The sequence below is a fragment of the Comamonas denitrificans genome (genome assembly GCF_042654745.1).
GTDB classification, from domain to species: Bacteria; Pseudomonadota; Gammaproteobacteria; order Burkholderiales; family Burkholderiaceae_C; genus Comamonas; species Comamonas denitrificans.
The window spans coordinates 58,627-84,135 of record NZ_JBHSEY010000048.1 but is presented as its reverse complement, the minus strand read 5'-3'; the positions used below and the strand labels follow the sequence as shown (position 1 = coordinate 84,135).

The following is a 25,509-nucleotide window of genomic DNA, read 5'->3' as shown; positions in this document are numbered from 1 at the left end:
ATGTTTGGCTTTTTTAAAGCTAAGAGTAAGCCTGAGGCGGCCTCTGGAGGGGATGCCGTCGATACCCTTCCTCCTGTAATAGAAGAAGAACCGTCGCTGATTTCAGCGGCTGCGCAAGCAACACCTGGTGGCATTCCTTATTACCCAAATCTTATTGAAGAGCTGGTGCATGACCACCAAATGATGGCGGCACTGAAAAAGAGTATTCGCCGTGCATTTTTACGCAAAGATCTGAAAAAAACAGAAAAGCGATTAGAAGAATTTGCTTCTGTTTTTCGCAGTCATATTCTGAAAGAAAACGTTCGGATGTATGCTTATTTACAGCAGCAATTTACGGACGAAAAAATCAATATAGAGATTGTTAAATATTTTCGTAAAGAAATGAATGGCATTGCGCGGACAGTACTTTCTTTTCTAGAAAAATATGAATCGCTGCAGCAACTTTCAGAAGAGCAATTAAACAACTTTTTAATTGATTTAGAAAATATCAGTAAAGTCATTCACGAGCGCATGCAGCGCGAAGAAGAAAAACTTTACCCTTTGTATTTGCAAATCGCAGCGCCCAACTAGGGATGCTCTGCACACATCGAGCGGAAAGCCTGCGCTGCGGATCGGGATGGGCTGCAAGGCGCAAACCGCAGCGATAGCCGTAGCTATCGCGAGGATTTGCAACGCCGCAGACCGCCCGAGGCCGCAGATGCAGGCGGCGCGGCGATTTGTGCAGAGCATCCCTAGCTGCGGGCACCAAAAATACCGCTGCCTACGCGCACCATGGTGCTGCCGGCCGCGATGGCGCTGGCCAGGTCGGCGGTCATGCCCAGGCTGATGGTGTCCAGCGCGGCCAGGCCCGGCAATTGCTGTAATTGGTGAAACACAGCCACCACCTGCTGGTGCACCGCCAGCATCGCGGCGGCATCGGGTTGCGGGTCGGGGATGCTCATCACGCCGCGCAGTTGTAAACGTGGCAGCTGGGCGATGGCCTGGGCCAATGCTGGGGCCTCGGCGGGGGTGCAGCCCGATTTGGTATCGCCGCCATCTGCATTCACCTGAATGCACACCTGCAGCGCGGGCAAGTGTGCCGGGCGCTGCTCGGACAGGCGCTGGGCGATTTTCAGGCGGTCGATGGTGTGTACCCAATCAAAGTGCTCGGCCACCAAGCGGGTTTTATTGCTTTGAATGGGGCCGATGCAGTGCCAAGTCAAGCACGGCAGATCGGCCATGGCCGACAGAGCGGCGATTTTTTCCACGCCTTCTTGGATGTAGTTTTCGCCAAAGTGGCGCTGCCCGGCCAAAGCCGCCTCACGCACTGCGCTGGCGGGGAAGGTTTTGGAAACCGCCAGCAGCAGCACGCTCTCGGGGCTGCGCCCAGCCTGGGTAGCGGCGCTGGCAATTTGCGCAGTGACTGCGCGAAGTTGGGTGGCAATCGTGGTCATAATCTGCGCGAGCGTACCAAACCTAACCAGGAGAAATCACGTGGACATTACGAGTTTGCTGGCCTTCGGAGTCAAAAACAAAGCTTCGGACTTGCATTTATCCGCTGGCCTGCCCCCCATGATCCGCGTGCATGGCGATGTGCGGCGCATCAATGTCGAGCCACTGGACCACAAAATGGTGCACAGCATGGTGTACGACATCATGAATGACGGTCAGCGCAAGGCCTACGAGGAAGACCTGGAGGTGGACTTCTCCTTCGAGATCGCCGGGTTGGCCCGTTTTCGTGTGAATGCCTTCAACCAGTACCGGGGCGCGGGGGCAGTATTTCGAACCATTCCCAGCAAAATTCTGACCCTGGAAGACTTGAACGCCCCCAAGATTTTTGCCGATCTGGCCCTCAAGCCGCGCGGTATGGTGCTGGTCACCGGCCCGACCGGCTCGGGCAAGTCGACCACGCTGGCGGCCATGGTGGACTACCTCAACAGCAATGAGCAGGGCCACATCCTGACGGTGGAAGACCCCATTGAATTTGTCCACCAGTCGAAAAAATGCCTGGTGAACCAGCGCGAAGTGGGGGCGATGACCAAGTCCTTTTCCGCCGCTTTGCGTTCGGCTCTGCGCGAAGACCCGGACTGCATTCTGGTGGGGGAAATGCGTGACTTGGAAACCATTCGCCTGGCCATGACGGCGGCGGAAACCGGCCACTTGGTATTCGGCACGCTGCACACCTCCAGCGCGGCCAAGACCATTGACCGGGTGATTGATGTCTTTCCGGCCGAAGAAAAAGAAATGGTGCGGGCCATGCTCTCGGAATCGTTGCAGGCGGTAATTTCGCAAACCTTGTGCAAGACCAAGGATGGCAACGGCCGGGTAGCGGCGCACGAAATCATGATTGGCACCAGCGCCATTCGCAACCTGATTCGCGAGGCCAAGGTGGCGCAAATGTATTCGGCCATCCAAACCGGCTCCAACGTGGGCATGCAAACGCTGGATCAAAACCTCACCGATCTGGTGCGCCGCAACATCATCAGCGCCGCCGAAGCCCGCGCCAAGGCCAAAAACCCGGAAAACTTCCCCGGCTAAGCAAAGCGGCCAGACCAACATTTTGTTTTTAAAACGCAAAGGACGCTTCACGTATGGAACGCGATCAGGCCAGTAAATTTATCAACGACCTGCTGCAGCTAATGGTCAATCGCAAGGGCAGTGACTTGTTCTTAACGGCTGAATTTCCGCCCGCGATCAAGGTCGATGGTGCGGTGGCGCGGGTGTCGCCGCAGCCACTGTCGCCCAATCACACCATGGCGCTGGCCCGTTCCATCATGAGCGACCGCCAAATGGCCGAGTTCGAGCGCACCAAGGAATGCAACTTTGCCATCTCCCCGGCCGGGATTGGGCGCTTTCGGGTGAATGCCTTCATTCAGCAAGGGCGCGTGGGCATGGTGCTGCGGACGATTCCGGCCGACATCCCCACCATCGACCAGCTGGGCCTGCCCCAGGTGCTCAAAGACGTGGCCATGACCAAGCGTGGCCTGTGCATTTTTGTGGGCGCGACGGGCTCGGGTAAATCCACCTCGCTGGCGGCCATGGTCGATTGGCGCAACCAGAATTCGTTCGGCCACATCATCACCGTGGAAGACCCGATCGAATTTGTCCATCCGCACAAAAACTGCATCATCACCCAGCGCGAAGTGGGCTTGGATACCGACAGCTGGGAAGCAGCCCTGAAAAACACCCTGCGCCAGGCCCCCGACGTGATTTTGATGGGCGAGATTCGCGACCGCGAAACCATGGAGCACGCCATCGTCTTCTCCGAAACCGGCCACCTGTGCATGGCCACCTTGCACGCCAACAGTGCCAACCAGGCCTTGGACCGCATCGTGAACTTCTTCCCCGAAGAGCGGCGTGAGCAATTGCTGCTGGATTTGTCGCTGAACCTGCGCGGCATGATCTCGCAGCGTTTGATGCCGCGCCAGGGCACCAAGGGCCGCATTGCCGCGCTGGAGGTGCTGCTCAACACCCCGCTGGTTTCCGACCTGATCGCCAAGGGCGACGTGGTGGAGATCAAAGAAATCATGCAAAAAAGCCGTGAGCTGGGCATGCAAACCTTTGACCAGGCGCTGTTTGACCTGTTCGAGGCGGGCTCCATCACCTACGAAGATGCGCTGCGCAACGCCGACTCGGTGAACAACCTGCGTCTGCAAATCAAGCTGCACAGCCAGCGGGCCAAGTCTGACCTGATGGCCGGCACAGAAAATTTCAAAGTGATGTAAATCCCATCCCGAATGCACAGCAAAAACAAGGAGAGAACCCCATGACCGTTGCACAACAAACCAACCCCCGCAGCTACCCGGATGCCACGCCGCGCAAAGTGGCCTTTTTAGGATTGGGCGTAATGGGCTGGCCCATGGCGGGGCATTTGGCGCTGGCCGGGCACACGGTTACGGTGTTCAACCGCACGGCTGCCAAAGCACAAGCCTGGGTGCAAGCCTTTGCGGCCACCGGCCGTGCGCACCATGCCAGCACGCCGCGCGAAGCAGCCCAAGGGGCCGATATCGTCCTCATGTGCGTCGGCAACGATGACGACGTGCGCAGCGTGGTGCTGGGGCCTGAGGGTGCTTTGGCGGGCATGCAATCGGGCAGTATTTTGATTGACCACACCACCGCCTCGGCCCAGCTGGCGCGGGAGCTGTACGCCAGCGCCCAGCAGCAGGGCGTAGCGTTTGTGGATGCCCCGGTCTCTGGCGGGCAAGCCGGGGCGCAAAACGGGCAACTCACCATCATGTGCGGTGGCGACGAGGCCGCCTTTGCCACGGCCGAGCCGGTGATGGCCTGCTTTGGCCGCGCCGTCACCCTGATGGGGCCCAGCGGCAGCGGGCAGCTGACCAAAATGGTCAATCAAATTTGCATTGCCGGGCTGGTGCAAGGCCTGTCCGAGGCGGTGGCCTTTGGCCAAAAAGCCGGTCTGGACATGGACAAAGCCCTGCAAGTGATTGGCAAAGGCGCGGCGCAAAGCTGGCAGCTCGATAACCGGGGCAGCACCATGGTGCGCGATGAATTCAACTTCGGCTTTGCCGTCGATTGGATGCGCAAAGACCTGGGGCTGGTGCTGCAAGAAGCCCAGCGCAACGGTGCCCGCCTGCCCGTAACAGCCCTGGTCGATCAGTTTTACGCCGATGTGCAGGCCCAAGGCGGCGGGCGCTGGGATACCTCCAGCCTGATTGCCCGCCTGCGCTAGCCCGGTAATTTCCCCTTCCTTAGGTCGGCTGCGTGGCCTTGGGCGCTTTCTGGGCGGCTGGGGCCGGGGCGCTGCTGGCCGGGTTGTGCGTTTTGCCGGCGGGCACCTCGCTACCGGCCCGCCAGCGGCGCAGCACGCGCTGAAAGATCAAGGCGTTGGGGATTTGCACCTGTGCCCCGACATTGGCCTCTGATATGTCCTCCAAGGTGGTGTAGAGCAGGTTGATGTCCACCACCTTGCCCAGGGCACCGGGCTTTTCGGCGTTGTCCAGCAGCTCAATCGTGTCGCCCACCACAAACGGGCGGCCGGTAAAGATCAGGAAAGCGCAAAACAGGTTGGACAGCACACTCCAGGCCGCAAAAAACGCCACCGCGCCCACGGTGGCAAAGCCGGTAAATGCCGACCACAGCACCGTGGCCGAAACCCCCAGGCGCTCCAGCGCCAGCAGCACCGCACCGCTGACGATAAGCCAGCGCACCACCACATTGATGGGCATGAGCAGCTCGTGCGGCAGCTGGTAATGCGTGCTGGCACGGCTCAGCACACGGCGCACCAGCCGGTGCAGCAGCCAGGCACAAAAAACAATCAGCACAATTTGCAGCAGCGGCACCATCACGTCCAGCCACTCCTGCAGCCAATCGGGCAAATGGGTATGCCAGTTTTGCCAGCGTTGTAAAGGTTTCATAGCAAAAAAATAAAAAGGGCACTGTGCCAGTGCCCTGAAATGGTCAATGCAGTGGCGTGGGCCGCTGTAAGAACGTGTTCACGTTCTAAGCCGATTTTTACGGCTGTTCGCGGCGCAGGGCGGGGAACAAGATCACATCGCGGATGCTGGCGCTGTCGGTCAGCAGCATCATCAGGCGGTCAATGCCAATGCCGCAGCCGCCGGTGGGCGGCAGGCCGTACTCCAGCGCGCGCACAAAGTCGTGGTCAAAGTACATGGCTTCGTCGTCGCCGCTGTCCTTGGCCTCGACCTGGGCGTTGAAGCGGGCCACCTGGTCTTCGGCATCGTTCAGCTCCGAGAAACCATTGCCAAACTCGCGCCCGGTGATGTACAGCTCAAAACGCTCGGTCACTTCCGGGCGCTCATCGTTGGCGCGCGCCAGTGGGCTGATTTCGGTGGGGTGCTCCATGATGAAGGTGGGGTTCCACAGCTTCTCTTCCACCACCTCTTCAAAGTACAGCACCTGCAGGCTCGCCAGGCTGCGCGTGGACAGCTTGTCTTTGTCCTCGTTCATGCCCAGCTTGCGCAAGGCGTTGGTCAGCCAGTCGCGGTTGGTCACGTTCTCGCCGGCATCGGTGTATTTCACGATGGCCTGCGGAATGCTCAGGCGCTCAAACGGCGCGGCCAAGTCCACCGGCTTGCCGGCATAGGTGCAGTCCAGGGTGCCCACGGCCTTCATGGCCGCATCGCGGATGAGTTGCTCGGTAAAGTCCATCAAATCGCGGTAATTCCACCACGCCGCGTAGAACTCCATCATCGTGAACTCGGGGTTGTGGCGCACGCTGATGCCTTCGTTGCGGAAGTTGCGGTTGATCTCGAATACCCGCTCAAAACCGCCCACCACCAGGCGCTTCAAGTACAGCTCTGGGGCAATGCGCAAATACATCTCTTGGTCCAGCGCATTGTGGTGCGTGACAAACGGCTTGGCATTGGCCCCACCGGGAATGGGGTGCAGCATGGGCGTTTCGACCTCTAAAAAACCGTGCTGCACCATAAAGTCGCGGATGCCGGCCACCGCCTTGCTGCGGGCCACGAAGCGGGCGCGGGTATCCTCGTTCATCATCAGATCGACGTAGCGCTGGCGCACCTTTTGCTCCAGGTCGGCCATGCCGTGGAACTTGTCGGGCATGGGGCGCAGGCTCTTGGTCAGCAGGCGAATCTTGGTGGCCTTGATCGACAGCTCGCCCGTCTTGGTCTTCATCAGCGTGCCCTCGGCACCGATGATGTCGCCCAAATCCCACTTTTTAAAGTCGTCGTACACCGCCTCGCCCACGGTATCGCGGGCGATGTACAGCTGGATGCGCCCGGTGGCATCTTGCACCGTGGCAAAGCTGGCCTTGCCCATCACGCGCTTGAGCATCATGCGCCCGCCCACGCTAACGGTGACGGGGCTGGCCTGCAGCGCTTCGGTGTCCAGCGCGTTGTACTGCGCGGCCAGGGCGGCGGCGCGGTGCTGGGGTTTGAAGTCGTTGGGGAAGGCGGCAACGCCCTGGGCCTGGGCCTGCTCACGGATGGTTTTCAGTTTCTCACGGCGCTCGGCAATGAGTTTGTTTTCATCTTGGGGGGCGGCAGCCGCATCGGCCAGCGGCAAATCAGTGGTGTCAGACATGGGAGCAAAAGGGCCGCGCGGGGCCAAGGGTGAACAGGAAAAAAACGAGCCAAAGCGGGCGATTCTAATTTTTTTGCGCCCGCTGTTGGCTTGCATGGCTTAATCTTGCGTCCAAGCTGGATTTGCCAGGGCTTATCGCCATGGACGCACTGCTGTGTTGGCAGTCCAGCACAGGGTTACTATTTTTACAATAGCTTGTACCGCTGATTGTTAAACGATTTTAAGTAATAAAAACCTTGAATTTGTTTAAATTAAAGCGGCAATAGCTATCGTCTCATTGAGGTTGGTAATGCTCTTGCAAATTGTTGAATTTTTACTGGAGGTGGCCAGCGGCCTGGTCGCCGGCGCGTGCCTGCTGCGCCTGTACATGCAGCTGCTGCGCGTGCCCTTTGGCAACCCCGTGGGGCAACTGGTGTTTGCCTTGTCGGATTGGCTGGTGCTGCCGCTGCGCCGGGTGATTCGCCCCAGTGGCAAGGTCGATCTGTCCTGCCTGCTGGGCGCGGTGCTGGTGCAGCTGCTGCACTATTTGGTTTTGTGGGCGGTTTTGGGGGGCGCAGCCAGCCCGGTACTGATCCCGTTGCTGGCGCTGTTTGGCCTGCTGCGCATGGTCTTGACCGGGTTGATCGGCATTTTGCTCATCCACGCCATATTGTCCTGGGTGCAACCGCACGCCCCCGTGGCCCCCATTTTGGCGCGGCTGTCCGAGCCGGTACTGCGCCCACTGCGGCGCATCATTCCGCTGGTGGGCAATGTTGATTTATCGCCCTTGGTGGCATTGATCGCGCTGCAGGTGCTGCTGATGGTGCTGGCCAATGTGCAGTTCAATTTGCTGCGGATGTAAACAGGCACGCTGAGAATCCCCCGCCGTTTTCAGCTTCTGGGCTCGGCCAGCACCTCTAGGCAAGGGAGGATGATTTCCCAGCGCTCGCACGGCACACCCCGTTCAGCGTCTTCTGGGCTGCGGCGGCGCACCTGGATGGCCGCCACGGTCACTGCCTGCACATGGGGTGGTGGGCTAAAGGCCTTGGCCATGGTGCTGACGGTGATCCCTTGGGCGTTGCGCAGTGTCCAGTGTCTGCTGCCCTGAGGGGGACACAGCGTGAGCGGGTCGCCTACCTGCAAGGCGGCAATGTGGCGGTGAACAGCATGGTGGGCTGGGAATTTGCCAGGCCAAGAGATGTACACCGCTGCGGTTGGTAGCGTTTCATAACGCACGATGGTGTCGTGGGTCAGCACCGGTGGCGCGGGCTGGGTAGCCAGGGCCAAGTCTTGCAAATCCGGGATAAAAGCGTGGCCCAGTGCAGGGCTGTGGCACAGCGTCAGCGTTTGGCGCGCACGCGTCATGGCCACGTAGAACAGGCGGCGCTCGGCATCATCGTTTTGCTGCCAGTTGCCGTTGTCCAAAATCAGAACGTGGTCAAACTCCATGCCCTTAGCGCTGTGGGCGGTCAAGAGCAGCAAGGGTGCATTGGGGCGTGGGGTGCTGCTGGGCAGGGTGTCCAGCTTGAACTCGTACAGCTGCTCAATCACATCACGGACAACGATGCGGTTGTCCCTATCGCCGACTTCCACTTGGGCAATAAATTGCGCCAAAGCTACTTGGTGTAAATGGCCTTGCCCTTCTTGCACCGCAGGTCCATAGGTACGGCGCAGCCAGCGCCGCAAGGTGGCGGCGCGCAGCACCAACCGTGGGGCAAGTTGCTGGCAGCGTTTTTCGCCGCGCAGCAGAGCCAACAGGCCCGCCCCTTCGCGGGCGGTGTGCAGGGTAATGTTGGGGTCGTCTTTATTTTTCGCAATGCGCCGCACGGCAAGGCCACGTTGGCGGGCCAGGTGGTAAATCGCGTCCAGGTCTTTATGCTCGCGCCCCAGCACCGCAAAGTGCCCCCAGCGGCCACCCTCGCGCGTATCTTCGCGCAGGGCGTACAGGCGCTGCAGCTCATTGAGCGCCAGGGCTGCGGCCTGCAGGGGGTGGTTGGGCACCTCCAAGATATGCACGCGGCCCGCCAGTACGGGGTCTTGGCTTTCCCAGGCACCACCTGCCGGAGCATCGTGGCGGGCGTGGTTGATGCGCAGGGTTTGCTCAGCTTTCATGCGCTCCTGGGCTGGGGCAATGACCTGGTTGGCGCAGGCGATGATGTGGCCGCTGGAGCGGTAGTTTTCCAGCAGGTGAAAGCGCCGTGCCTGGTAGTCGGCTTCAAATTGACGGATGTAGCGCACGTTGGTGCCGTCGAATTCGTAGATGTTCTGGTCATCATCGCCCACGGCCATCAGGGCCAGACGATCGTCGCCCGAGGCCAGGGTGCGTCCAGCCAGGGCACTGATCAGGGCGTAGCGGTCGCGGTTGATGTCCTGGTATTCATCCACCAAGATAAAGCGCAGGCCTGCCAGCAACCGGGCACGGGCCAGGCTGCTGGCGCTGTCATCCGTATCCGTATCTGCATCGGTGTTGGTATCTGTGGTCCCCAGGGTGGGCGGCGCAACCGCTTGCAGCAAGTCGGTGGCTTGGCGGATGACGGCGCTGAAATCAATCGCCTCGGAGTGCTCCAAGGCCACGGTGTAGCTGGTGCCGGTTAGGCGCATGGCCAGGCTGTGCAGGGTTTGCACGGCCACGCCAGCCGCGTCGCTGCCAATGAGCTGCCACAGGCGCTGGCGCACTTCATGGGCGGCGCTGCGGTTGTAGGTCAGCACCATGATTTCTTCGGGCTGCACCATCTGCTGGCGCAGCAACCAGGCCACCCGGTGGACGATGACCCGGGTTTTGCCCGAACCGGGGCCAGCCAGCACCAAGAGGCTGTCGTGCGGCGGGGCGGAGACGATCTCCTGCTGTGCGGGATTGGCCAAATCCAGGTAAATGCGCCGGTGTGCGTCTTCGGACGTGGCCAGCTGCAGCACCGCTTCGCGGCCGCTGAAATAACGTTTGGCAAACGCTTGCCACTGCAGGCTGAAGTAGTCCTGCACAAAGCGCAGGGCGGCCTTCATGTTCTCCAGCGCCAGCTTGGCGTATTCGGCCATAACGTGGATTTGCACCGCCTTGTCCCGGTAGTGCAGGCGCAGCAAGGCGTAGTCCATGAAGGCAAACTTGCGCCGACTGGCATGGGCGTGCAGGTGGATGCGCATGGCTGAGCGGAATACGGCTTTGCCCCGCGCCAGGTAGAGCACTTCATTGGCATCCAGGTAGAGCAGGGCTGCACCCAGGGCCACATCCCAGTCTTTAAAGGTGTGCTGGGCCAAAGTGGCATCGGCCTGCAGCAGCGCTGTGAGCGTGCCTTGCTTGCAAGTGACCAGCAGGTTGTTGTGCTTGCGCAAGCTGTGTAAGTGGGTGAGCAGCACCTTGGCCAGTTGCATGCGCCGTTGGCAGGCATCGGCAATGCTGTCCCAGGAGTGCTGGACGTACAGGTAGCGCTGGTCTTGCCCCATGGGGACGATACGAAAAAAACCGCGCGTCTGTTTGCCGCCTTCTTCCGACAAGGGCGCAGCCAGTGCCGTGAGCAGGCGCGAGAGGCGCTGCGGGTCGATGGCCAGCCCGGTGCGTCGGCGCAGCGTGTCGCACAGCACGCGCATGTGCAAATGCTGGGGGCTGTGCGGATGGGCATCGGCATCTGGGGCAGCCTCGCGCATCAGGGTCAGCAGGGCCGTTTCCAGTCGTTCCAGCGCTTGCAAGCGTTCGGCGGTGGGCGGCTGATTGACAAGGAGTACGCCCAGCTCGGTATCGTCAGACAGCAGCTGCCATTGACACAGCTCGCGCAGCATGGCCCGCACGGTGCGAGCATCTTTGCCGGTCAGGCCCATGAGCTCGTCGGTGGACAGACTGTCGTCATCGGCACAGTTCATCAAGGCGGTGACGATGCTCAGATAGTCCGGCAGCAGGGCCGCATCCTTCAGTTTGTGTAGCAAGCGCGTGCGTGCTTCTTCCACGGTGGCCACCAGCAGGCTGGCGGGCAAGACCTGGGTGTGGTTTTCGTGGCGCTCCAGGATTTGCGCCTCTTCCAGCCAGGCAATGGCGGTGCGCACTTTGGTGTCAGCATCGTGGGCCTCGGGGTCGATGCGCTGCTGGTCCGGGAATTGGCGCAAGATTTCCCCGGTTGTGGCGATGATTTCTTCACCAGCACGGTCACGGGTTTTAATGGCCCGCAGGGCCTTGAGGATGGATTGGATGTCGCTCAGTGTCAGGCGGGAGTTTCTTAGCAGCCGAAACTGTACGTCCAGGTCAGCCGGGTCATACAGCAAGACACAACGTGCCGCTTGTTGGTCGCGTCCGGCGCGGCCAGCTTCTTGCAAATAATTTTCCAAGGAGCCGGGCGTGTCCAGGTGAATCACCAAACGTACGTCCGGCTTGTCCACCCCCATACCAAAGGCGTTGGTGGCAACCATTACATCCAGGTGGCCGGCAATGAAGTCTTCCTGCATGCGCCGCTTGTCTTCGGCCAGCATCCCGCCGTGAAAGTGGCCACAGCGTAGCCCCGCTTGCTGCAAAAAATGGGCTACTTCTTCGGTGGTTTTTTGCCGAGAGCAAAACACAATCGCCCCGCCCCTATCGCGTAGCCCCTCTTGCAGCAAGCGCAGTGCAGTCGGTTGCTTGCTGGCCTGGGGGACGGCCAGGACTTCGTAGTCCAGGTTCTCGCGGGCAACGCCGCCTTCCAGGCGGGCCAGCTGTATGCCCAGCAACTGTTGGAAATGGCGGCAAATGTCCTTCACCACATCGGGCTTGGCCGTGGCAGTAAAGCAGAACACGGGGGAAGGCCGCTCTTTTTGTATTTGCCGGATAAAGCGCGAGACGTACAGGTAATCCGGGCGAAAGTCACGCCCCCATTTGGATAGGCAATGCGCCTCGTCAAACACCCAGGCCCGCACTTCGCGGTGCGCCAGTGCTTTGGTAAAGGCCGGGCTGCGAAACTGCTCTGGGGCAACAAAAATCAGCCCTAGATCGCCCAGGCGCAGCTTGTCTAGCATGGCACGGCGCTCCAGCGGGGTGAGCTGGCCGTTGAGGTAGCCCGCGCAGGTCACGCCCTGCTTGTTGTGCAGGTTGTCCACCTGGTCTTTCATGAGCGACTGCAGCGGCGAGACAACGACCGTCAGCACCCCGGTGCGGAAAAAATGCGCCAGCGCTGGTAATTGGTAGCACAGCGACTTGCCCCCGCCGGTGGGCAAAATCGCCAGGGTGGAGGTGCCTGCCATGCCGTTTTCCACTATCGCCTGCTGCAGGCTGCGGCCATCGGGGGTGGCTGGGGTGGGGCGAAACGTAGTGATGCCGGGGAAAAAGCGCGGCAGCAGCACCTGCAGTTGGTGCTGCTCCTGGCACCAGGTGCAGCAGGGTTTGCTGCACGGCACATTGCGCAGCGCATGGATGGCCTGGCGCGTGCGCGGATGGGTCAGCCCCACCCAAGGGGGGAGCACCGAATTGCCCCCGGCCACGCGCAGCCAGGCCAGCACATAGGCCAGGCTGGGATGCCAATCAGAATCGGGTAGCCATTGGTGGGTGGTGCGGGCCAAGGCGGTATGGCAGACCTTGCCCTGGGTGGCGCAGATCCAGGCTTTTTGCGCCTGCAGCAGGCTGGGGCGAGGTGCCTGGCGCCATTGCTGAAAAAGCGCCCCCAGGCCGCTGTCGGGTTGTTCGGCGCGGGTGAGTAAAAAGTGCAGGCATTGCGCCTCGTCCGGGTGCTGGGCAATGCGCTCTTGCAGTGCTTGGCTTTGCTCTTGGAACAATGTCCAGGCCAGCTGGGCATCGCGCACCGGGTCGTTGCGGCTGGTGGTACACAGCTTGTAATCCTTGACCAGGCGGTGGTAGGGGTTTTGTGGGTAGGCGATGGGCGAGAGCGCCAGCGTGTCGATCTGAGGGAGTTGGTGCAGCGCTAGCTCGGGGTGCAAGGCAGCCAGGGCCGGTTGGTCAAAGGCGGTGATGTTGTGCCCCAACAGGGCCTGCGCCCCGGCGGTCAGGGCGTTGAGTTGGGTGGCCCATTTTGGGGCATCGCCCTTCAGGTGTAACTGCGCCCCGGTGTCGCTGCGCCAAGCACCCACCTCGTGCAAGCGCAGGCGGTCGTGCTTGGACGTTTCAATGTCCAGACACAGGCAGGCCGGTGCGGTGGGGTCGGGCGGGAGAGGGCAAGGCGCAGCAGCAGTCACAAGACAATCAACAAGGCACAAAGTGATTAATTAATCAAAGGGCTGAATGTAACCGCCGGTGCATGCTGTTAGACAAAGAGCCGCCAAACCGTGTGCTGGGGCGCTAGGGGCGGGAGCCGCCCCTGCTTTAGACGTTTAGAAAGTTTCCCAATCGTCATCGGCCTTGTGACCGGTGGGTGCCGCAATGCGTGCTGCTGGGGCGGGTGCTGACCGGGGGGCCGCTGCGGGTGGCTTGGCGGCTGTGGCAGCAGGCTTAGCGGCAGGTTTGGCAGCGGCGGTGCTACTGCGTTGGCCCAATTGCGGTGCGGTGGTGGTGGCGTGGGTGACGTTGGCCACAGGGCTTGGGCTGGGCGCGGGGCTGGACACAGGCCGCACTGGCGCTTGCGCGGTGGTGCTGGGGCGGCGCATGGCATTTTCATGGCGGCCCAGTTGGAACACGGCCACGGCCTCTACCAATTGCTGGGCTTGCTGGTTCAGGCTGGAGGCAGCGGCGGCAGACTCTTCCACCAGCGCCGCGTTTTGCTGCGTCATCTGGTCGAGTTGGGCCACGGCCTCGCCCACCTGGCCAATGCCCACGGTTTGCTCGCTGGTGGAAGCGCTGATCTCGCGGATCAGGTCGGTCACGCGCTGCACTTCTTGCACGATGTGCTGCATGGTGCTGCCGGCGGTATCCACCAAACGGCTGCCCGCGTCCACGGTTTCCACGCTGTTGCCAATCAGGGTTTTGATTTCTTTGGCTGCCTCGGCACTGCGTCCGGCCAGGCTGCGCACCTCGGCGGCCACCACGGCAAAGCCCCGGCCTTGCTCGCCGGCACGTGCTGCCTCCACGGCAGCGTTCAGCGCCAAGATATTGGTCTGAAACGCAATGCCATCAATCACGCCGATGATGTCGGAAATCTTGCGCGAAGCGGCGTTGATCTGCTCCATGGTCTGCACCACCTGCTGCATCACCTCGCCACCTTGCGTGGCCGCTTGGCTGGCGCTGGTGGCCAGCTGCGTGGCCTGGCGTGCCGTGTCGGCGCTGGTTTGCACGGTGCTGGAGATCTCTTCCATCGAGGCGGCGGTTTCCTCCAGATTGCTCGCTTGGGTTTCGGTGCGCTGCGACAGGTCGCTGTTGCCCGTAGCGATTTGCTGCGCACCCACCATCTCGCGCTCGTACATCAGGTTGGCCAGGCCGCTGAGTTCGCTGGTTTTGAGTATGCCCAGCACGCCGATGATGGCGCCAATCACGGCGACGGCCAAAAACCCGGCAATGAGCTTGGTGCCCACTTTCATACCGCTTAAATTTCTCCTGTGGTGGTTATTTATGGATGGTGGTTATGGTGTGGATGGCGCTGGGGCGCAGGCCTTGGGGGGCAGCGCGAAGCTAAGTGCTTCACCCGCAGCACCATAGCAGGAGACGGTGAGGCGATAAAAAAAGCGCCGCTCCAGTGACGGAGAACGGCGCTTTTAGCGTAAAAGATGGCGCAATTACAGCGCCGCCACTACGGCATCGCCCATTTGGGCGGTGCTTACTTTGGTGGTGCCTTCGCTGTAGATGTCGGCGGTGCGCAGGCCTTGTGCTAGCACTTTTTGCACGGCCGCTTCGATGCGTTGGGCAGCGGCTTCGTGGCCCAGGCTAAAGCGCAGCATCATCGCGGCCGACAAGATGGTGGCCAGCGGGTTGGCGATGCCTTGGCCGGCGATGTCGGGGGCGCTGCCGTGGCTGGGCTCGTACAGGCCTTGTTTTTTGTCGTTCAGGCTGGCGCTGGGCAGCATGCCAATCGAGCCGGTGAGCATGGAGGCTTCGTCCGAGAGGATGTCGCCAAACATGTTGCCGGTGACCACCACGTCAAAGCGCTTGGGCGCGCGCACCAGTTGCATGGCAGCGTTGTCCACGTACATGTGGTCCAGCTGCACGTCGGGGTACTGCTGGCCCACCTCAGTCATCACGTCCTTCCACAGCTGGAAGGTTTCCAGCACGTTGGCCTTATCGACGCTGGTGACGCGCTTGCTGCGTTTTTGGGCGGCTTGGAAGGCGACGTGGGCGATGCGCTCGATCTCGGGGCGGCTGTAGCGCATGGTGTCAAAGGCTTCCTCGCTGCCGGGGAAGTGGCCGTCTTCGGCAGTGCGCCGACCCCGTGGCTGGCCGAAGTAGATGTCGCCCGTCAGCTCGCGGATGATGAGGATGTCCAGGCCCGAGACCAGTTCGGGCTTCAGGCTGGAGGCATTGACCAGCTGCTCGTAGCAGATGGCGGGGCGAAAGTTGGCAAACAGGCCCAAGGCTTTGCGCAGGCCCAGGATGGCTTGCTCGGGGCGCAGCGCGCGCTCCAGGGTGTCGTATTTCCAGTCGCCCACGGCACCGAACAGGATGGCGTCGGATTCTTGCGCCAGTTTCAGTGTGGCGGGGGGCAGGGGGTGGCCAGCGGCTTCGTAGCCTGCGCCGCCGACGGGGGCGGTTTCCAGCTGCAAATCCAGATTCAAGGCGTGCAAGACTTTGACGGCTTCGGCAATGATTTCCGGGCCGATGCCGTCGCCGGGCAGGATGGCGATTTTCTGGGTCATGGTGTTTCCTTTTATTGCAATAGTGATAGCTGTTTCCGCTTGATTCATAAGGTATTTACAACAATAGCCATTAAAAAATGGCTATTGGTCAGCGGGTATAGCTTTGATTTTTAATTACTTGGCACCCACCAAGCTGTGTGCCAGCCAGGGTTTGCTGGCCAGGCGCTGGGCTTCAAAGGCGGCAATTTTGTCTTTGTGGCGCAGGGTCAGGCCGATGTCGTCCAGCCCGCCGAGCAGGCAGTCGCGGCGGAAGGCATTGACTTCAAAGGGGATTTCCTCGCCCTGGGGGCGCACGATGACCTGGCGCTGCAGGTCGATGGTGAGCTGGTAGCCGGGGAAGGCAAACACTTCGTTAAAGAGCAGATCGACCGTGGCCTCGGGCAGCACGATGGGCAGCATGCCGTTTTTAAAGCAGTTGTTGAAAAAGATGTCGGCAAAGCTGGGCGCGATCACGCAGCGAAAGCCGTACTGCTCCAGCGCCCAGGGGGCGTGTTCGCGGCTGGAGCCGCAGCCAAAGTTTTTGCGCGCCAGCAGCACCGATGCGCCTTGGTAGCGCGGCTGGTTGAGCACGAAGTCGGGGTTGGGCTTGCGCTCGGACTCGGGCACGCCGGGCTGGCCGGGTTGATCGAGGTAGCGCCATTCGTCGAACAGGTTGGGGCCAAAGCCGGTTTTCTTGATCGACTTGAGAAATTGCTTGGGGATGATCGCGTCGGTATCGACGTTTTCGCGGTCCATGGGCGCGACCAGGCCCTGGTGGATGGTGAATTTCTGCATGGTGTTATTTGGCGATTTCTTGAATTTTTTCTCCGGCTTTTTCAATGCCTTGGCCCGTGGCCTGGCCGGCGCGTTTGGTGTCTTCTTTCACGCCGTACCAGGTGTTGCCGCAGCCGCTCAGGGCCAAGACCAAGGCTGCCAGTGCGATGGGGGTAAAGAATTTCTGCATGACCGTGCTCCTAGAAAAAGAGAGAGAAAAAACAGGGTTTAAGCAAATTGGCGAATGTCCACAAAGTGGCCGGTGATGGCCGCGGCCGCCGCCATGGCGGGGCTGACCAGGTGGGTGCGGCCACCAGCGCCTTGGCGGCCTTCAAAGTTGCGGTTGGAGGTGGAGGCGCAGCGCTCGCCCGGCTCCAACCGGTCGGCATTCATCGCCAGGCACATGCTGCAGCCCGGCTCGCGCCATTCAAAACCAGCGGTTTTGAAGATGGTGTGCAGGCCTTCGCTTTCGGCCTGGGCTTTGACCAGGCCCGAGCCGGGCACCACCATGGCCAGTTTGACGTTGTCGGCCACTTTTTGGCCCATTTTTTGCACCACGGCGGCCGCGGCGCGCAGGTCTTCGATGCGGCTGTTGGTGCAGCTGCCGATAAAGACTTTGTCGATGCAGATATCGGTAATTGGCTTGCCTGGCTCCAAGCCCATATAGGTCAGCGCCCGCTCCATGGCGGCGCGTTTGTTGGCATCTTTTTCTTTTTCTGGATCGGGCACGCGGGTGTCGGCCCCGGCGACCATCTCCGGGCTGGTGCCCCAGGTCACTTGCGGCACGATGTCGGCCGCTTGCAGGGTGACGATGGCATCCCATTGCGCATCGTCGTCGGAGTGCAGGGTGCGCCAGTAGGCCACGGCCTGTTCCCATTCCACCCCGGTGGGGGCCAGGGGGCGGCCTTTGACGTATTGGATGGTTTTGTCGTCCACGGCCACCAGGCCGGCGCGGGCACCGGCTTCGATGGCCATGTTGCACACGGTCATGCGCCCTTCGATGGACAGGTCGCGGATGGCCTGCCCGGCAAATTCAATGGTGTAGCCGGTGCCGCCTGCGGTGCCGATCTTGCCGATGATGGCCAGCACGATGTCTTTGGCGGTGATGCCGGGGGCGACGCTGCCCTCCACTTTGACCAGCATGTTCTTGGCTTTTTTGGCCAGCAGCGTTTGCGTGGCCATGACGTGCTCGACCTCGCTGGTGCCAATGCCGTGCGCCAAAGCGCCAAATGCGCCGTGGGTGCTGGTGTGGCTGTCACCGCAGACCACGGTCATGCCCGGCAGGGTGGCCCCTTGCTCGGGGCCCATGACGTGGACGATGCCCTGGCCCTTGTCCATAAAGGGGAAGAAGGCGGCGGCACCAAATTCGGCAATGTTGCTGTTGAGCGTGGTGATTTGCTCTTTGCTGATGGGGTCGGCAATGCCGTCGTAGCCCTGCTCCCAGCCAGTGGTGGGGGTGTTGTGGTCGGCGGTGGCCACCACCGAGCTTTGGCGCCAGAGTTTGCGCTTGGCCAGACGCAGCCCTTCAAACGCCTGGGGGCTGGTTACCTCGTGTACCAGGTGGCGATCGATGTAGAGAATAGAGGTGCCGTCTTCCTCGGTGTGGATGACGTGCTCATCAAAAATCTTGTCGTACAGGGTGCGTCCCATGTTGGCTAACTCTCTGGGTTGGGATGAAAAAAGCCTGCCAGCCGTCAAGCTGGCAGGCTGTGGGGGGATTCTAGGGAGCGTTGCTGGCGTTGGAAGAGGCTGGCTCCCAGCCTTTGCCGAGGTGTTCCACCAGCAAACGCGATGTCACCGGCAGCGCGTCAAAGTCGCGGGCGACCAGGCTCAAGGTGCGCTGCGCCCAGGCATCGGTCAGCGGTACGCTGCGCAGGCGGCCCACGCCTTGCATCAGCTCAAAGGCGCGGTGCGGGATCAGGCCCACGCCCAGGCCGTTGTCGATCATGCGGCACATGGCATCCAGGCTGGTGACCTGAATGCGCTGGCGCAGGGCCGTGCCGCTGCGGGTGGCCGCGCCGCGCATGGCCAGGCTGATGGAGCTGCCGCCGTGCAGGCCGACCACGTCCCAGTCCAGCACTTCTTCGAAAGCGATGGCGCTGCGCTCGGTCAGCGGGTGGTCTTCGGGGGCCACCAGCACCAGGTGGTCGGTGCGGTAGGGGCGGGTTTGCAGGCCGTTGGGGTTGGCCTGGCCCATGTTGCAGATGCCGATGTCGGCGGTGCCTTCATGCACGGCTTGCAGCACGTCGGCCGATAGGTGCTCTTGCAGGTCAATCTTGATCTGGCTGTGCTCCCGGGCAAAGCTGCCCAGGTCTTCCGGCAAAAACTGCACGATGGAGGAAATGGTGGCGTGCATGCGCACGTGGCCGCGCACGCCGTCGGAGTATTCGGACAGCTCGCCTTGCATGCGCTCCAGCCCATAGAGCACGTTGCGGGCGTGGTGCAGCAGGCTCTCGCCCGCGGGGGTCAGCGTCACGCCCCGGCTGTGGCGGTAGAGCAGGGCGGTATCGACGGCGGCTTCTAAATCGGACAGGCGCTTGCTTACCGCCGAGGCGGCGATGTATTCGCGCTCGGCGGCGCGGCCAATGCTGCCCAGCTCGCACACCGCAACAAACAGTTGCAGTGAGGTCAAATCAATGCGGCGAGCGAAGCTGCGTTCGGAATTTTTCATGGCAAGTCCTCTTGAATGGCGAAGTATGAAGGAAAAAATTCAATAAAAAACGCCTTGACATCGCAAAATGTGATTTCAAGCAGCGTTTTTTGGCAATGGAGATATCGCCGATCATGCACACAAAATACCCTGCACTGAAAGAATTTTTCCCTCTGCCTACACTTGCCGCCCTATGAACAGTGCCTCTCCCCCCGCCACCACGGCCACCATCTTTCACAACCCTGCCTGCAGCAACTCGCGCGGTGCTTTGCAATTGCTGCGCGAGCGCGGCATTGAGCCCCTCGTGATTGATTACCTGGCCACGCCGCTGACCGCCCCCGAGCTGGCCGAGCTGGTGGCGCACATTGGCCAACCCGTGCGCGAGCTGCTGCGCAGCAAAGAGGCGCAGTACCAAACCCTGGGCATCGACAACCCGGCCATGAATGATGCGCAAATTTTTGCCCTGGTGGCCCAGCACCCGCGCCTGCTCAACCGCCCCATCGTGGTCACGCCCAAGGGCGCGGCCCTGTGCCGCCCGCCAGAGAAGGTGCTGGAGTTGCTTTAATTTTTGGAAGTTTTAAATCCTAGCCTCCGCGCACCATCGACATGATCTTGGCCATATTCAGCTCACGGGCCGTGGCCTGGATTTGTGGCATGTAGCGCTCTTGCTGCTGGCGGCCATCCTGCATGACGTGCTGGTAGGCGTTCTTCAGCATCTCGGTGGACAGCGTGCGTCCGCCAGCGTAGTACTGGTTGGCCACGTGGCCCAGGGCGTAGGTGCTGGCAAAGCTCATGCCGCTGCTGACGGCCTGGCGGCCCAGCCCGCCCAGAAGCCCCTTGCCCTTTTTGCCCAGCAGGCCGCTAAGTAGCTTGCGCCCGGCCTCTTCCAGGTACTGCGAGGTCATGCCCACGCCCAAGGCGGCCAGCAAATCCTTGATATGTCCGCGGTCCAGCTCATAGCCGTAGCTTTGGCCGATTTGGTACACCAACCGCATCTGCAGCGGAATGATGGCCAGTGTGGACAGGTTCTCTGGCAGCAACTCAATGGCACCGTTCATGATGGATGCTTTGAGGATTTTGCTGTCCATCGCCTCGCGCGACAACGTGCCTGGGCGGCGTTGCTGGTTGGGACTGCCCAGGCCATCGACGGCCGTGGGGTGGGGCACGGCTGCATCCTGCGGCAAGCTGGCCTCGGGTACGGCGGCCTGCAACGGCATGTCGGCCACCACCTGGGCCTGCTGCTCAAATTCGGTATAGCTGCCGCCGCTGGCCGTGCCCAGCGCACCACCAGCCCCCCCCATGCCCCAGGCTTGGCGCACCTGCGCCAAAAATGCCTCTTCCTTGGGGCTGGTGTGGCCGTCGGCATCGCACACGCACACCACCATCTCATAAGCCAGCTGGCGTGCCGTGGGGCTGCTCAGGGTGGCCAGCACTTGCGGCAAGCTCACGCGGCGCAGCAGCACATCTTGGTAGAGACCGGGCAGGTGAATCGCCTGGTCGCGGGCCAGGCCCTCGGCCACTTGGCGAATCTGCTCGCGCTCGCGGTCATGCTTTTCGCCATCGGCAAAGGCGGCCAGCAGGCACAGCGTTACGGTGGCGCGGATTTCTTCTTGGGTCATCAAAACTCCTTAAATAGCTATGGGTTCAGGGCCGCACTATAGGTACAGATGGGCAGCCATTGGTGTCGTTTGGCGTTGCTGTAATGCAGTGCAGCCACGCTTTGATTGGATCGCTGTTATTGCGTTGCGGACCATGGAAAATTTTTTTAACCTTGGTGCTGGGCGTGGTGGTGGTGGCGCTGGAAAACAAGATTGGCGACCTGGGCGCTTGGCTGGCCCGAACGACGGGGGTTGAGTGGTTCTCCACCCTGGGCGAATCGGTCACCATCGTTACCGGGCTGATCTTTATTGTGTGCGTGCTGGCGTTTCGCCGCGGCATCATGGGCGAGTTGATCGCCTGGCTGCAAGGGCGCGGCAAGTCGTAGAATCAAAACTGTTGTAATTCTTAAAAAGAGAGCGCTTTGCGCTTGGTTATCAAGGTGTTTCATGTTGAATACGCATGAAATGCCGAAAACCAAGCGGTAAGCGCTCCTTTTTTGTTTCTAATGTTCGATTCTCTTGCCAGTGCGGCCTGGCTGTGGGTGCCTTGCACCTTGTTTGCCGCAGCGGCGCAAACCGTGCGCAATGCCGCGCAGCGCACGCTGACCGATGAAGTCGGTGCCCTGTCCGCCACCTTGGTGCGCTTTCTGTTTGGTCTGCCCCTGACGGTGGCTTGGGTGGCATTTTTGTATTGGGGGCCGGGCAGCACGGCCCGGCTGCCAGATTTCAACCTGCCCTACCTGGGCTGGATCGGCATGGGGGCGTTCTTTCAGATCTTTGCCACGGCGGCGCTGCTGCGGGCCATGCAAGAGCGCAACTTTGCCGTGGCCGTCACCCTCTCGAAAACCGAGGTGCTGCAAGTTGGCCTGTTCAGCGTGGTGCTGCTGCACGAGTTGCCCACCGGCATGGCCGTGCTGGCCATGGTGGTGGCCACCCTGGGCGTGCTGCTGCTGGGGTTGCCGCGCCAGGGGCAGCTGCTGTCGTGGCGGGCCTGGTGCAGCAAATCGGCCATGTATGGGCTGCTGGCCGGTGCGGGATTTGCCATTTCCACCATCGGGTTTCGGGGGGGCTCTTTGGCGCTGGGCGACGCGGTACCCCCCTGGGTGGCCGGTGCCTGGGGTGTGCTGATTGCGCAGACCCTGCAATCCATCGGCCTGGGCGGCTGGGTGGCTTGGCGCACGGGCCTGGGGCCGATCTTTCGCGCCTGGCGCACCTCCTTGCTGGCAGGCAACATGGGCGCGGCCGCTTCGCTGGCCTGGTTCACCGCCTACGCCATGCACAACGTGGCCGATGTGCGCACCTTGGGCATGATTGAAGTGGTGTTCAGCTACCTGGTCTCGCGCCGGATTCTCAAGGAGAGCCTCTCGCGCCCGGAGCAGATCGGCATTGCCTTGATGCTGGTGGGGCTGGTGCTGATTTGCCTGCCGCTGGGCGCTTGAATTGCGGGCTGGCGACAATCAGCGTCTGTGACAACGACTGGCCCTTCCTCCCCTTTGCCGCGCCGCGTGGCCCATTTGGACATGGATGCGTTTTTCGCCTCCGTGGAGTTGCTGCGCTATCCCCAGCTCAAGGATTTGCCGGTGGTGATCGGCGGCAGCCGCTTTACCCCGCAGCAAGAGGCGGCGTTGGTGCAGCGCTGGGGCAGCCTGGCGCAGATGCCGCTGGCGGCGTTTGAGCGCCTGGGCGGCTATGTGGGCCGGGGGGTGATTACCACCGCCACCTACGCGGCGCGGCAGTTTGGTGTGGGCTCGGCCATGGGGTTGATGAAGGCGGCGCGGCTGTGCCCGCAGGCGGTTTTGTTGCCCATCGACTTTGCCCGCTACCGGGCCTATTCGCAGCGGTTTAAAGAGGTGATTGTGGCGCTGGCCCCGGTGCTGGAAGACCGGGGCGTGGACGAGGTGTACATCGACTTCACCCATGCCGAAGGTGGGCAGGAAGCAGGCGGGCAGGCGCTGGCACAGCGGCTGCAGGCAGCGATTTTTGCCGCCACGGGGCTGACTTGCTCGATCGGCGTGGCCCCGAACAAGCTGCTGGCCAAGATGGCCAGCGAATTTAACAAGCCGCGCGGCATTGCCATCGTCTGGCCGCACGACCTGCAAGAAAAAATCTGGCCCCTGCCCTGCCGCAAGATCAACGGCATCGGCCCCAAAGCCAACGCCAAGCTTGAGCAGCTGGGCATCACCACCATCGGGCAACTGGCTGCCTACCCGGCGCACAAGCTGGTGCAGCACTTTGGCAAGGCCACGGGGGCCTGGCTGCACCGTGCGGCCCACGGCCTGGATGAGCGGCCCGTACAAACGCACAGCGCGCCGGTGAGCATGAGCCGCGAAACCACCTTTGACCGCGACCTGCACGCTGTGCACGACAAGGCCGAGCTGGGCGCAATCTTTACCTGGCTGTGCGAGCGCGTGGCCGAGGACTTGCAGCGCGCGGGCTACAGCGGGCGCACCGTGGGCATCAAGCTGCGTTTTAGCGACTTTAAAAGCCTCACGCGGGAGATGACGGTGGACACCCTGGTGCAGGATGCCGCCACCATTCGCCGCCTGGCTGGGCTGTGTCTGCGCCGGGCACCGCTGGCCCAGCGCCTTCGCCTGCTGGGGGTGCGGGTGGGCAGCCTGCAAGAGGGCGCACCGCCGCCGCTGGCCAAAGAGGATGGGGCCACAGCCAGGGCTGCAGCCGGGCCTGCGCCAGCGGCGCTGCGGGGGTTTACGCCAGACTTGTTTGGTGGCTGAGAGAGGGCTGGTTCAACAGCTTTTGGCCCAGATGGCGGGCGCTGCTGCCAACGTCAAAAACGCTGATGACTTGCTCCAGCCGAGACCCGCCTGCTCGCGCAACGAGGCTGCGGCGGCGGCCGACTCTTCCACCAGTGCGGCGTTTTGCTGGGTCATCTGGTCAAGCTGCGCGACGGCGACGTTCACCTGGGTGATGCCATCGCGCTGCTCGTTGGCGGCGGTGGTGATGTCGCTGATGAGGGCGCTGACGCGGCGTGCGCCTTCCACGATTTCGCTCATCGTCTGGCCCGCTTCGGCCACCTGGGCCGAGCCGGTTTGCACCGTATCGACCGAGGAGCCGATCAGCGCCTTGATCTCTTTGGCCGCGTCGGCCGAGCGGCCAGCCAGCGCCCGCACTTCTGAGGCCACCACGGCAAAGCCGCGCCCTTGTTCGCCTGCGCGGGCGGCCTCGACGGCGGCGTTCAGCGCCAGGATGTTGGTCTGGAGCCGCCAAGGGCTGCAGCAAGGTCTTCATGCCCAGCGGGATTTGATCTGCGTCAAGTTCATAAAATAGGCCGCAAACCATATCCATTAAAGGTCAAGACAACATGCGGCTGAATCTGCCCGTTACCCAGCACAACTACGACTATCCGGCCGATGAGCTGCTGGTTTCCACCACCAACCTCAAGGGCGAGATCACCCACTGCAACGGCGCTTTTCAGCGCGTCAGCGGTTTTGATATGGCTGAGCTGCTGGGCCAGCCGCACAGCCTGATTCGCCACCCCGATGTGCCGGCCGCCGCGTTCAAGGATTTGTGGCGCACCATTGGCCGGGGCCAGCCGTGGACAGGCCTGGTAAAAAACCGCCGCAAAAATGGCGATCACTACTGGGTGCGGGCCAACGTCACGCCCATCATGCAAGACGGCAAACCACGCGAATACCTGTCGGTGCGCACCAAACCCACGGCCCAAGAAATTGACCAGGCCGAAGCCCTGTACGCCGCCATGCGCCAGGCCGCCGCGCAAGGGCGCAGCCATGTCGATATCGTGCAAGGGCGCGTTTATGCCACCGGCTGGCGTGGCAAGCTGCAGCGTGCATTGGAGTGGGGAATGCAAGCGCAGCTGCTGGCTTGGCTGCTGGCGCTGCTGGCCAGTGCCGTGCTGCCCGAGGCACTGGGCTGGCAAGGATCTGCCGCACTGGGCTTGCGAATTGGTTTATTTGTAGCTGTTAGCGCTTTATTCTTAATGCATTTCAGGTCTTTTTGCTTGAAACCCATTGAAAATGCTGCGCAAGAAGCTCTTAAAATTGCAGGATGCAATCTGCAAGCCCCCATTGCCAACGGCTTGACCGGGCCGCTGGGGCAGTTGATGCAGGGCATGCAGCAAATTCAAATCAACCTGCAAGCCGTGGTGGGCGATGTGCGCACTGAAATCAACCAATTCGTGGCCACGGCCGCCACCATTGCCCAGGGCAGCGATGCCCTGGCTGATCGTGCCCAGGCCCAGGTGCAAGCGCTGGGCGAAACCACCGCCGCCATGGAGCACATTGCCAGCACGGTGCAAGAGGTGGGCAATGTCACGCAGCGCATGGCCCTGCACAGCCGCGAGAACGAGGTGGTCAGCCAGCAAGGCCAGCAAGTGGTCGCGCAAGTGGGGCAGGCGATGCAGACCATTCGCGCCAGCTCGGCCCGCATGGGCGAGATCACGGCCACGATTGAAAGCATTGCGTTTCAAACCAATTTGCTGGCGCTGAACGCCGCCGTGGAAGCGGCCCGGGCTGGCGAGCAAGGCCGGGGTTTTGCGGTGGTGGCCGCAGAAGTGCGGGCGTTGGCCCAGCGCAGTGCCGAGGCGGCCAAGGAGATCAACGCCCTGATTGGCCAAGCGGCGGTGAGCCAGCAAACCGGCATTGCCCAGGTCAACACGGCCGTGCAGCAGATGGACCAAGCGGTGTATCAAAACGCCGATCTGGCCCAGCAGTCCAGCGCAGCCGCCCAGGCGCTGCGCGGCAGTGCGCGAGGGCTGAAGCAATCGGTGGGGGTGTTTACGCTGTAAGAGCGTGCGGCCCCGCCATGGCCGGACTGGGACGGTAAATAACTTTCTGTATTAAAAATTAACTATCAATAAATTAAATT

At 61.6% G+C, this 25,509-nt stretch carries 19 protein-coding genes and 3 pseudogenes; 10 read left to right on the top strand and 12 right to left on the bottom strand.

What is annotated here, in order from left to right:
• Positions 1 to 570 (top strand): hemerythrin domain-containing protein, encoded by a 570-nt coding sequence (locus ACFO24_RS10175; protein WP_377738245.1) that lies wholly within the window; start codon positions 1 to 3, stop codon positions 568 to 570.
• Between the two features lie 161 nt (positions 571 to 731).
• Here the strand turns inward: ACFO24_RS10175 and ACFO24_RS10170 are convergent, their stop codons facing one another.
• A complete protein-coding gene (locus tag ACFO24_RS10170; RefSeq protein ID WP_377738244.1) occupies positions 732 to 1,433 on the bottom strand; it encodes a YggS family pyridoxal phosphate-dependent enzyme in 702 nt (233 codons plus the stop codon).
• 40 nt (positions 1,434 to 1,473) lie between these two features.
• Between ACFO24_RS10170 and ACFO24_RS10165 the strand changes: the two genes are divergently transcribed.
• Genes ACFO24_RS10165 through ACFO24_RS10155 form a run of 3 tightly spaced genes read left to right on the top strand, consistent with a single transcriptional unit; the run spans position 1,474 to position 4,669 of the window.
• Entirely contained in the window at positions 1,474 to 2,517 is a 1,044-nt protein-coding gene (locus tag ACFO24_RS10165) for a type IV pilus twitching motility protein PilT (RefSeq protein ID WP_377738243.1), read from the top strand.
• Between the two features lie 53 nt (positions 2,518 to 2,570).
• Positions 2,571 to 3,704: a PilT/PilU family type 4a pilus ATPase gene (locus ACFO24_RS10160; protein WP_377738242.1), complete on the top strand. Its 1,134-nt coding sequence runs from the start codon at positions 2,571 to 2,573 to the stop codon at positions 3,702 to 3,704.
• A gap of 41 nt (positions 3,705 to 3,745) precedes the next feature.
• Positions 3,746 to 4,669 (top strand): NAD(P)-dependent oxidoreductase, encoded by a 924-nt coding sequence (locus ACFO24_RS10155; RefSeq protein WP_377738241.1) that lies wholly within the window; start codon positions 3,746 to 3,748, stop codon positions 4,667 to 4,669.
• Positions 4,670 to 4,688: 19 nt separating this feature from the next.
• Here ACFO24_RS10155 and ACFO24_RS10150 read toward each other — a convergent pair whose 3' ends face one another.
• Positions 4,689 to 5,354 carry a mechanosensitive ion channel family protein gene (locus ACFO24_RS10150; protein WP_377738240.1) on the bottom strand — a complete coding sequence of 222 codons (666 nt, stop codon included), beginning with the start codon at positions 5,352 to 5,354 and terminating at the stop codon, positions 4,689 to 4,691.
• A 97-nt stretch (positions 5,355 to 5,451) separates the two neighbouring features.
• Positions 5,452 to 7,002: a lysine--tRNA ligase gene (gene lysS, locus ACFO24_RS10145; RefSeq protein ID WP_377738238.1), complete on the bottom strand. Its 1,551-nt coding sequence runs from the start codon at positions 7,000 to 7,002 to the stop codon at positions 5,452 to 5,454.
• Between the two features lie 289 nt (positions 7,003 to 7,291).
• Here lysS and ACFO24_RS10140 point away from each other — a divergent pair, with 289 nt between their 5' ends.
• Entirely contained in the window at positions 7,292 to 7,843 is a 552-nt protein-coding gene (locus ACFO24_RS10140; RefSeq protein WP_377738237.1) for a YggT family protein, read from the top strand.
• Positions 7,844 to 7,872: 29 nt separating this feature from the next.
• Here ACFO24_RS10140 and ACFO24_RS10135 read toward each other — a convergent pair whose 3' ends face one another.
• From ACFO24_RS10135 to ACFO24_RS10105, 7 genes and pseudogenes are all read right to left on the bottom strand, one after another.
• The gene (locus tag ACFO24_RS10135; protein WP_377738236.1) at positions 7,873 to 13,122 is read right to left on the bottom strand and encodes a RecQ family ATP-dependent DNA helicase; all 5,250 of its coding nucleotides are present in this window, start codon (positions 13,120 to 13,122) and stop codon (positions 7,873 to 7,875) included.
• Positions 13,123 to 13,257: 135 nt separating this feature from the next.
• Positions 13,258 to 14,346, bottom strand: a pseudogene (locus ACFO24_RS10130) (methyl-accepting chemotaxis protein); the annotation flags it as partial.
• A gap of 246 nt (positions 14,347 to 14,592) precedes the next feature.
• The gene (gene leuB, locus ACFO24_RS10125; protein WP_377738235.1) at positions 14,593 to 15,666 is read right to left on the bottom strand and encodes a 3-isopropylmalate dehydrogenase; all 1,074 of its coding nucleotides are present in this window, start codon (positions 15,664 to 15,666) and stop codon (positions 14,593 to 14,595) included.
• Between the two features lie 114 nt (positions 15,667 to 15,780).
• The gene (gene leuD, locus ACFO24_RS10120) at positions 15,781 to 16,440 is read right to left on the bottom strand and encodes a 3-isopropylmalate dehydratase small subunit (protein ID WP_377738234.1); all 660 of its coding nucleotides are present in this window, start codon (positions 16,438 to 16,440) and stop codon (positions 15,781 to 15,783) included.
• 4 nt (positions 16,441 to 16,444) lie between these two features.
• Entirely contained in the window at positions 16,445 to 16,609 is a 165-nt protein-coding gene (locus ACFO24_RS10115; RefSeq protein WP_207575784.1) for an entericidin domain-containing protein, read from the bottom strand.
• Positions 16,610 to 16,647: 38 nt separating this feature from the next.
• The gene (gene leuC / locus ACFO24_RS10110) at positions 16,648 to 18,069 is read right to left on the bottom strand and encodes a 3-isopropylmalate dehydratase large subunit (RefSeq protein WP_377738233.1); all 1,422 of its coding nucleotides are present in this window, start codon (positions 18,067 to 18,069) and stop codon (positions 16,648 to 16,650) included.
• Positions 18,070 to 18,139: 70 nt separating this feature from the next.
• Entirely contained in the window at positions 18,140 to 19,090 is a 951-nt protein-coding gene (locus ACFO24_RS10105; RefSeq protein WP_207575782.1) for a LysR family transcriptional regulator, read from the bottom strand.
• Positions 19,091 to 19,262: 172 nt separating this feature from the next.
• Between ACFO24_RS10105 and arsC the strand changes: the two genes are divergently transcribed.
• A complete protein-coding gene (arsC, locus tag ACFO24_RS10100) occupies positions 19,263 to 19,634 on the top strand; it encodes an arsenate reductase (glutaredoxin) (RefSeq protein WP_377738232.1) in 372 nt (123 codons plus the stop codon).
• Between the two features lie 19 nt (positions 19,635 to 19,653).
• Here the strand turns inward: arsC and ACFO24_RS10095 are convergent, their stop codons facing one another.
• Positions 19,654 to 20,688, bottom strand: a complete 1,035-nt coding sequence (locus ACFO24_RS10095; RefSeq protein ID WP_377738231.1) for a YcjF family protein — start codon at positions 20,686 to 20,688, stop codon at positions 19,654 to 19,656.
• 152 nt (positions 20,689 to 20,840) lie between these two features.
• Here ACFO24_RS10095 and ACFO24_RS10090 point away from each other — a divergent pair.
• From ACFO24_RS10090 to dinB, 3 genes and pseudogenes are all read left to right on the top strand, one after another.
• A pseudogene (locus ACFO24_RS10090) lies at positions 20,841 to 21,053 on the top strand (branched-chain amino acid ABC transporter permease); the annotation flags it as partial.
• A 120-nt stretch (positions 21,054 to 21,173) separates the two neighbouring features.
• Complete coding sequence (locus ACFO24_RS10085; RefSeq protein ID WP_377738230.1) at positions 21,174 to 22,106, top strand: EamA family transporter; 933 nt, start codon at positions 21,174 to 21,176, stop codon at positions 22,104 to 22,106.
• Between the two features lie 81 nt (positions 22,107 to 22,187).
• Positions 22,188 to 23,399 carry a DNA polymerase IV gene (gene dinB / locus ACFO24_RS10080; RefSeq protein WP_377738380.1) on the top strand — a complete coding sequence of 404 codons (1,212 nt, stop codon included), beginning with the start codon at positions 22,188 to 22,190 and terminating at the stop codon, positions 23,397 to 23,399.
• 12 nt (positions 23,400 to 23,411) lie between these two features.
• Here the strand turns inward: dinB and ACFO24_RS10075 are convergent.
• Positions 23,412 to 23,882: pseudogene (locus ACFO24_RS10075) on the bottom strand (methyl-accepting chemotaxis protein); the annotation flags it as partial.
• Between the two features lie 104 nt (positions 23,883 to 23,986).
• Here ACFO24_RS10075 and ACFO24_RS10070 point away from each other — a divergent pair.
• A complete protein-coding gene (locus ACFO24_RS10070; protein ID WP_377738229.1) occupies positions 23,987 to 25,429 on the top strand; it encodes a methyl-accepting chemotaxis protein in 1,443 nt (480 codons plus the stop codon).
• Positions 25,430 to 25,509 lie beyond the last annotated feature (80 nt).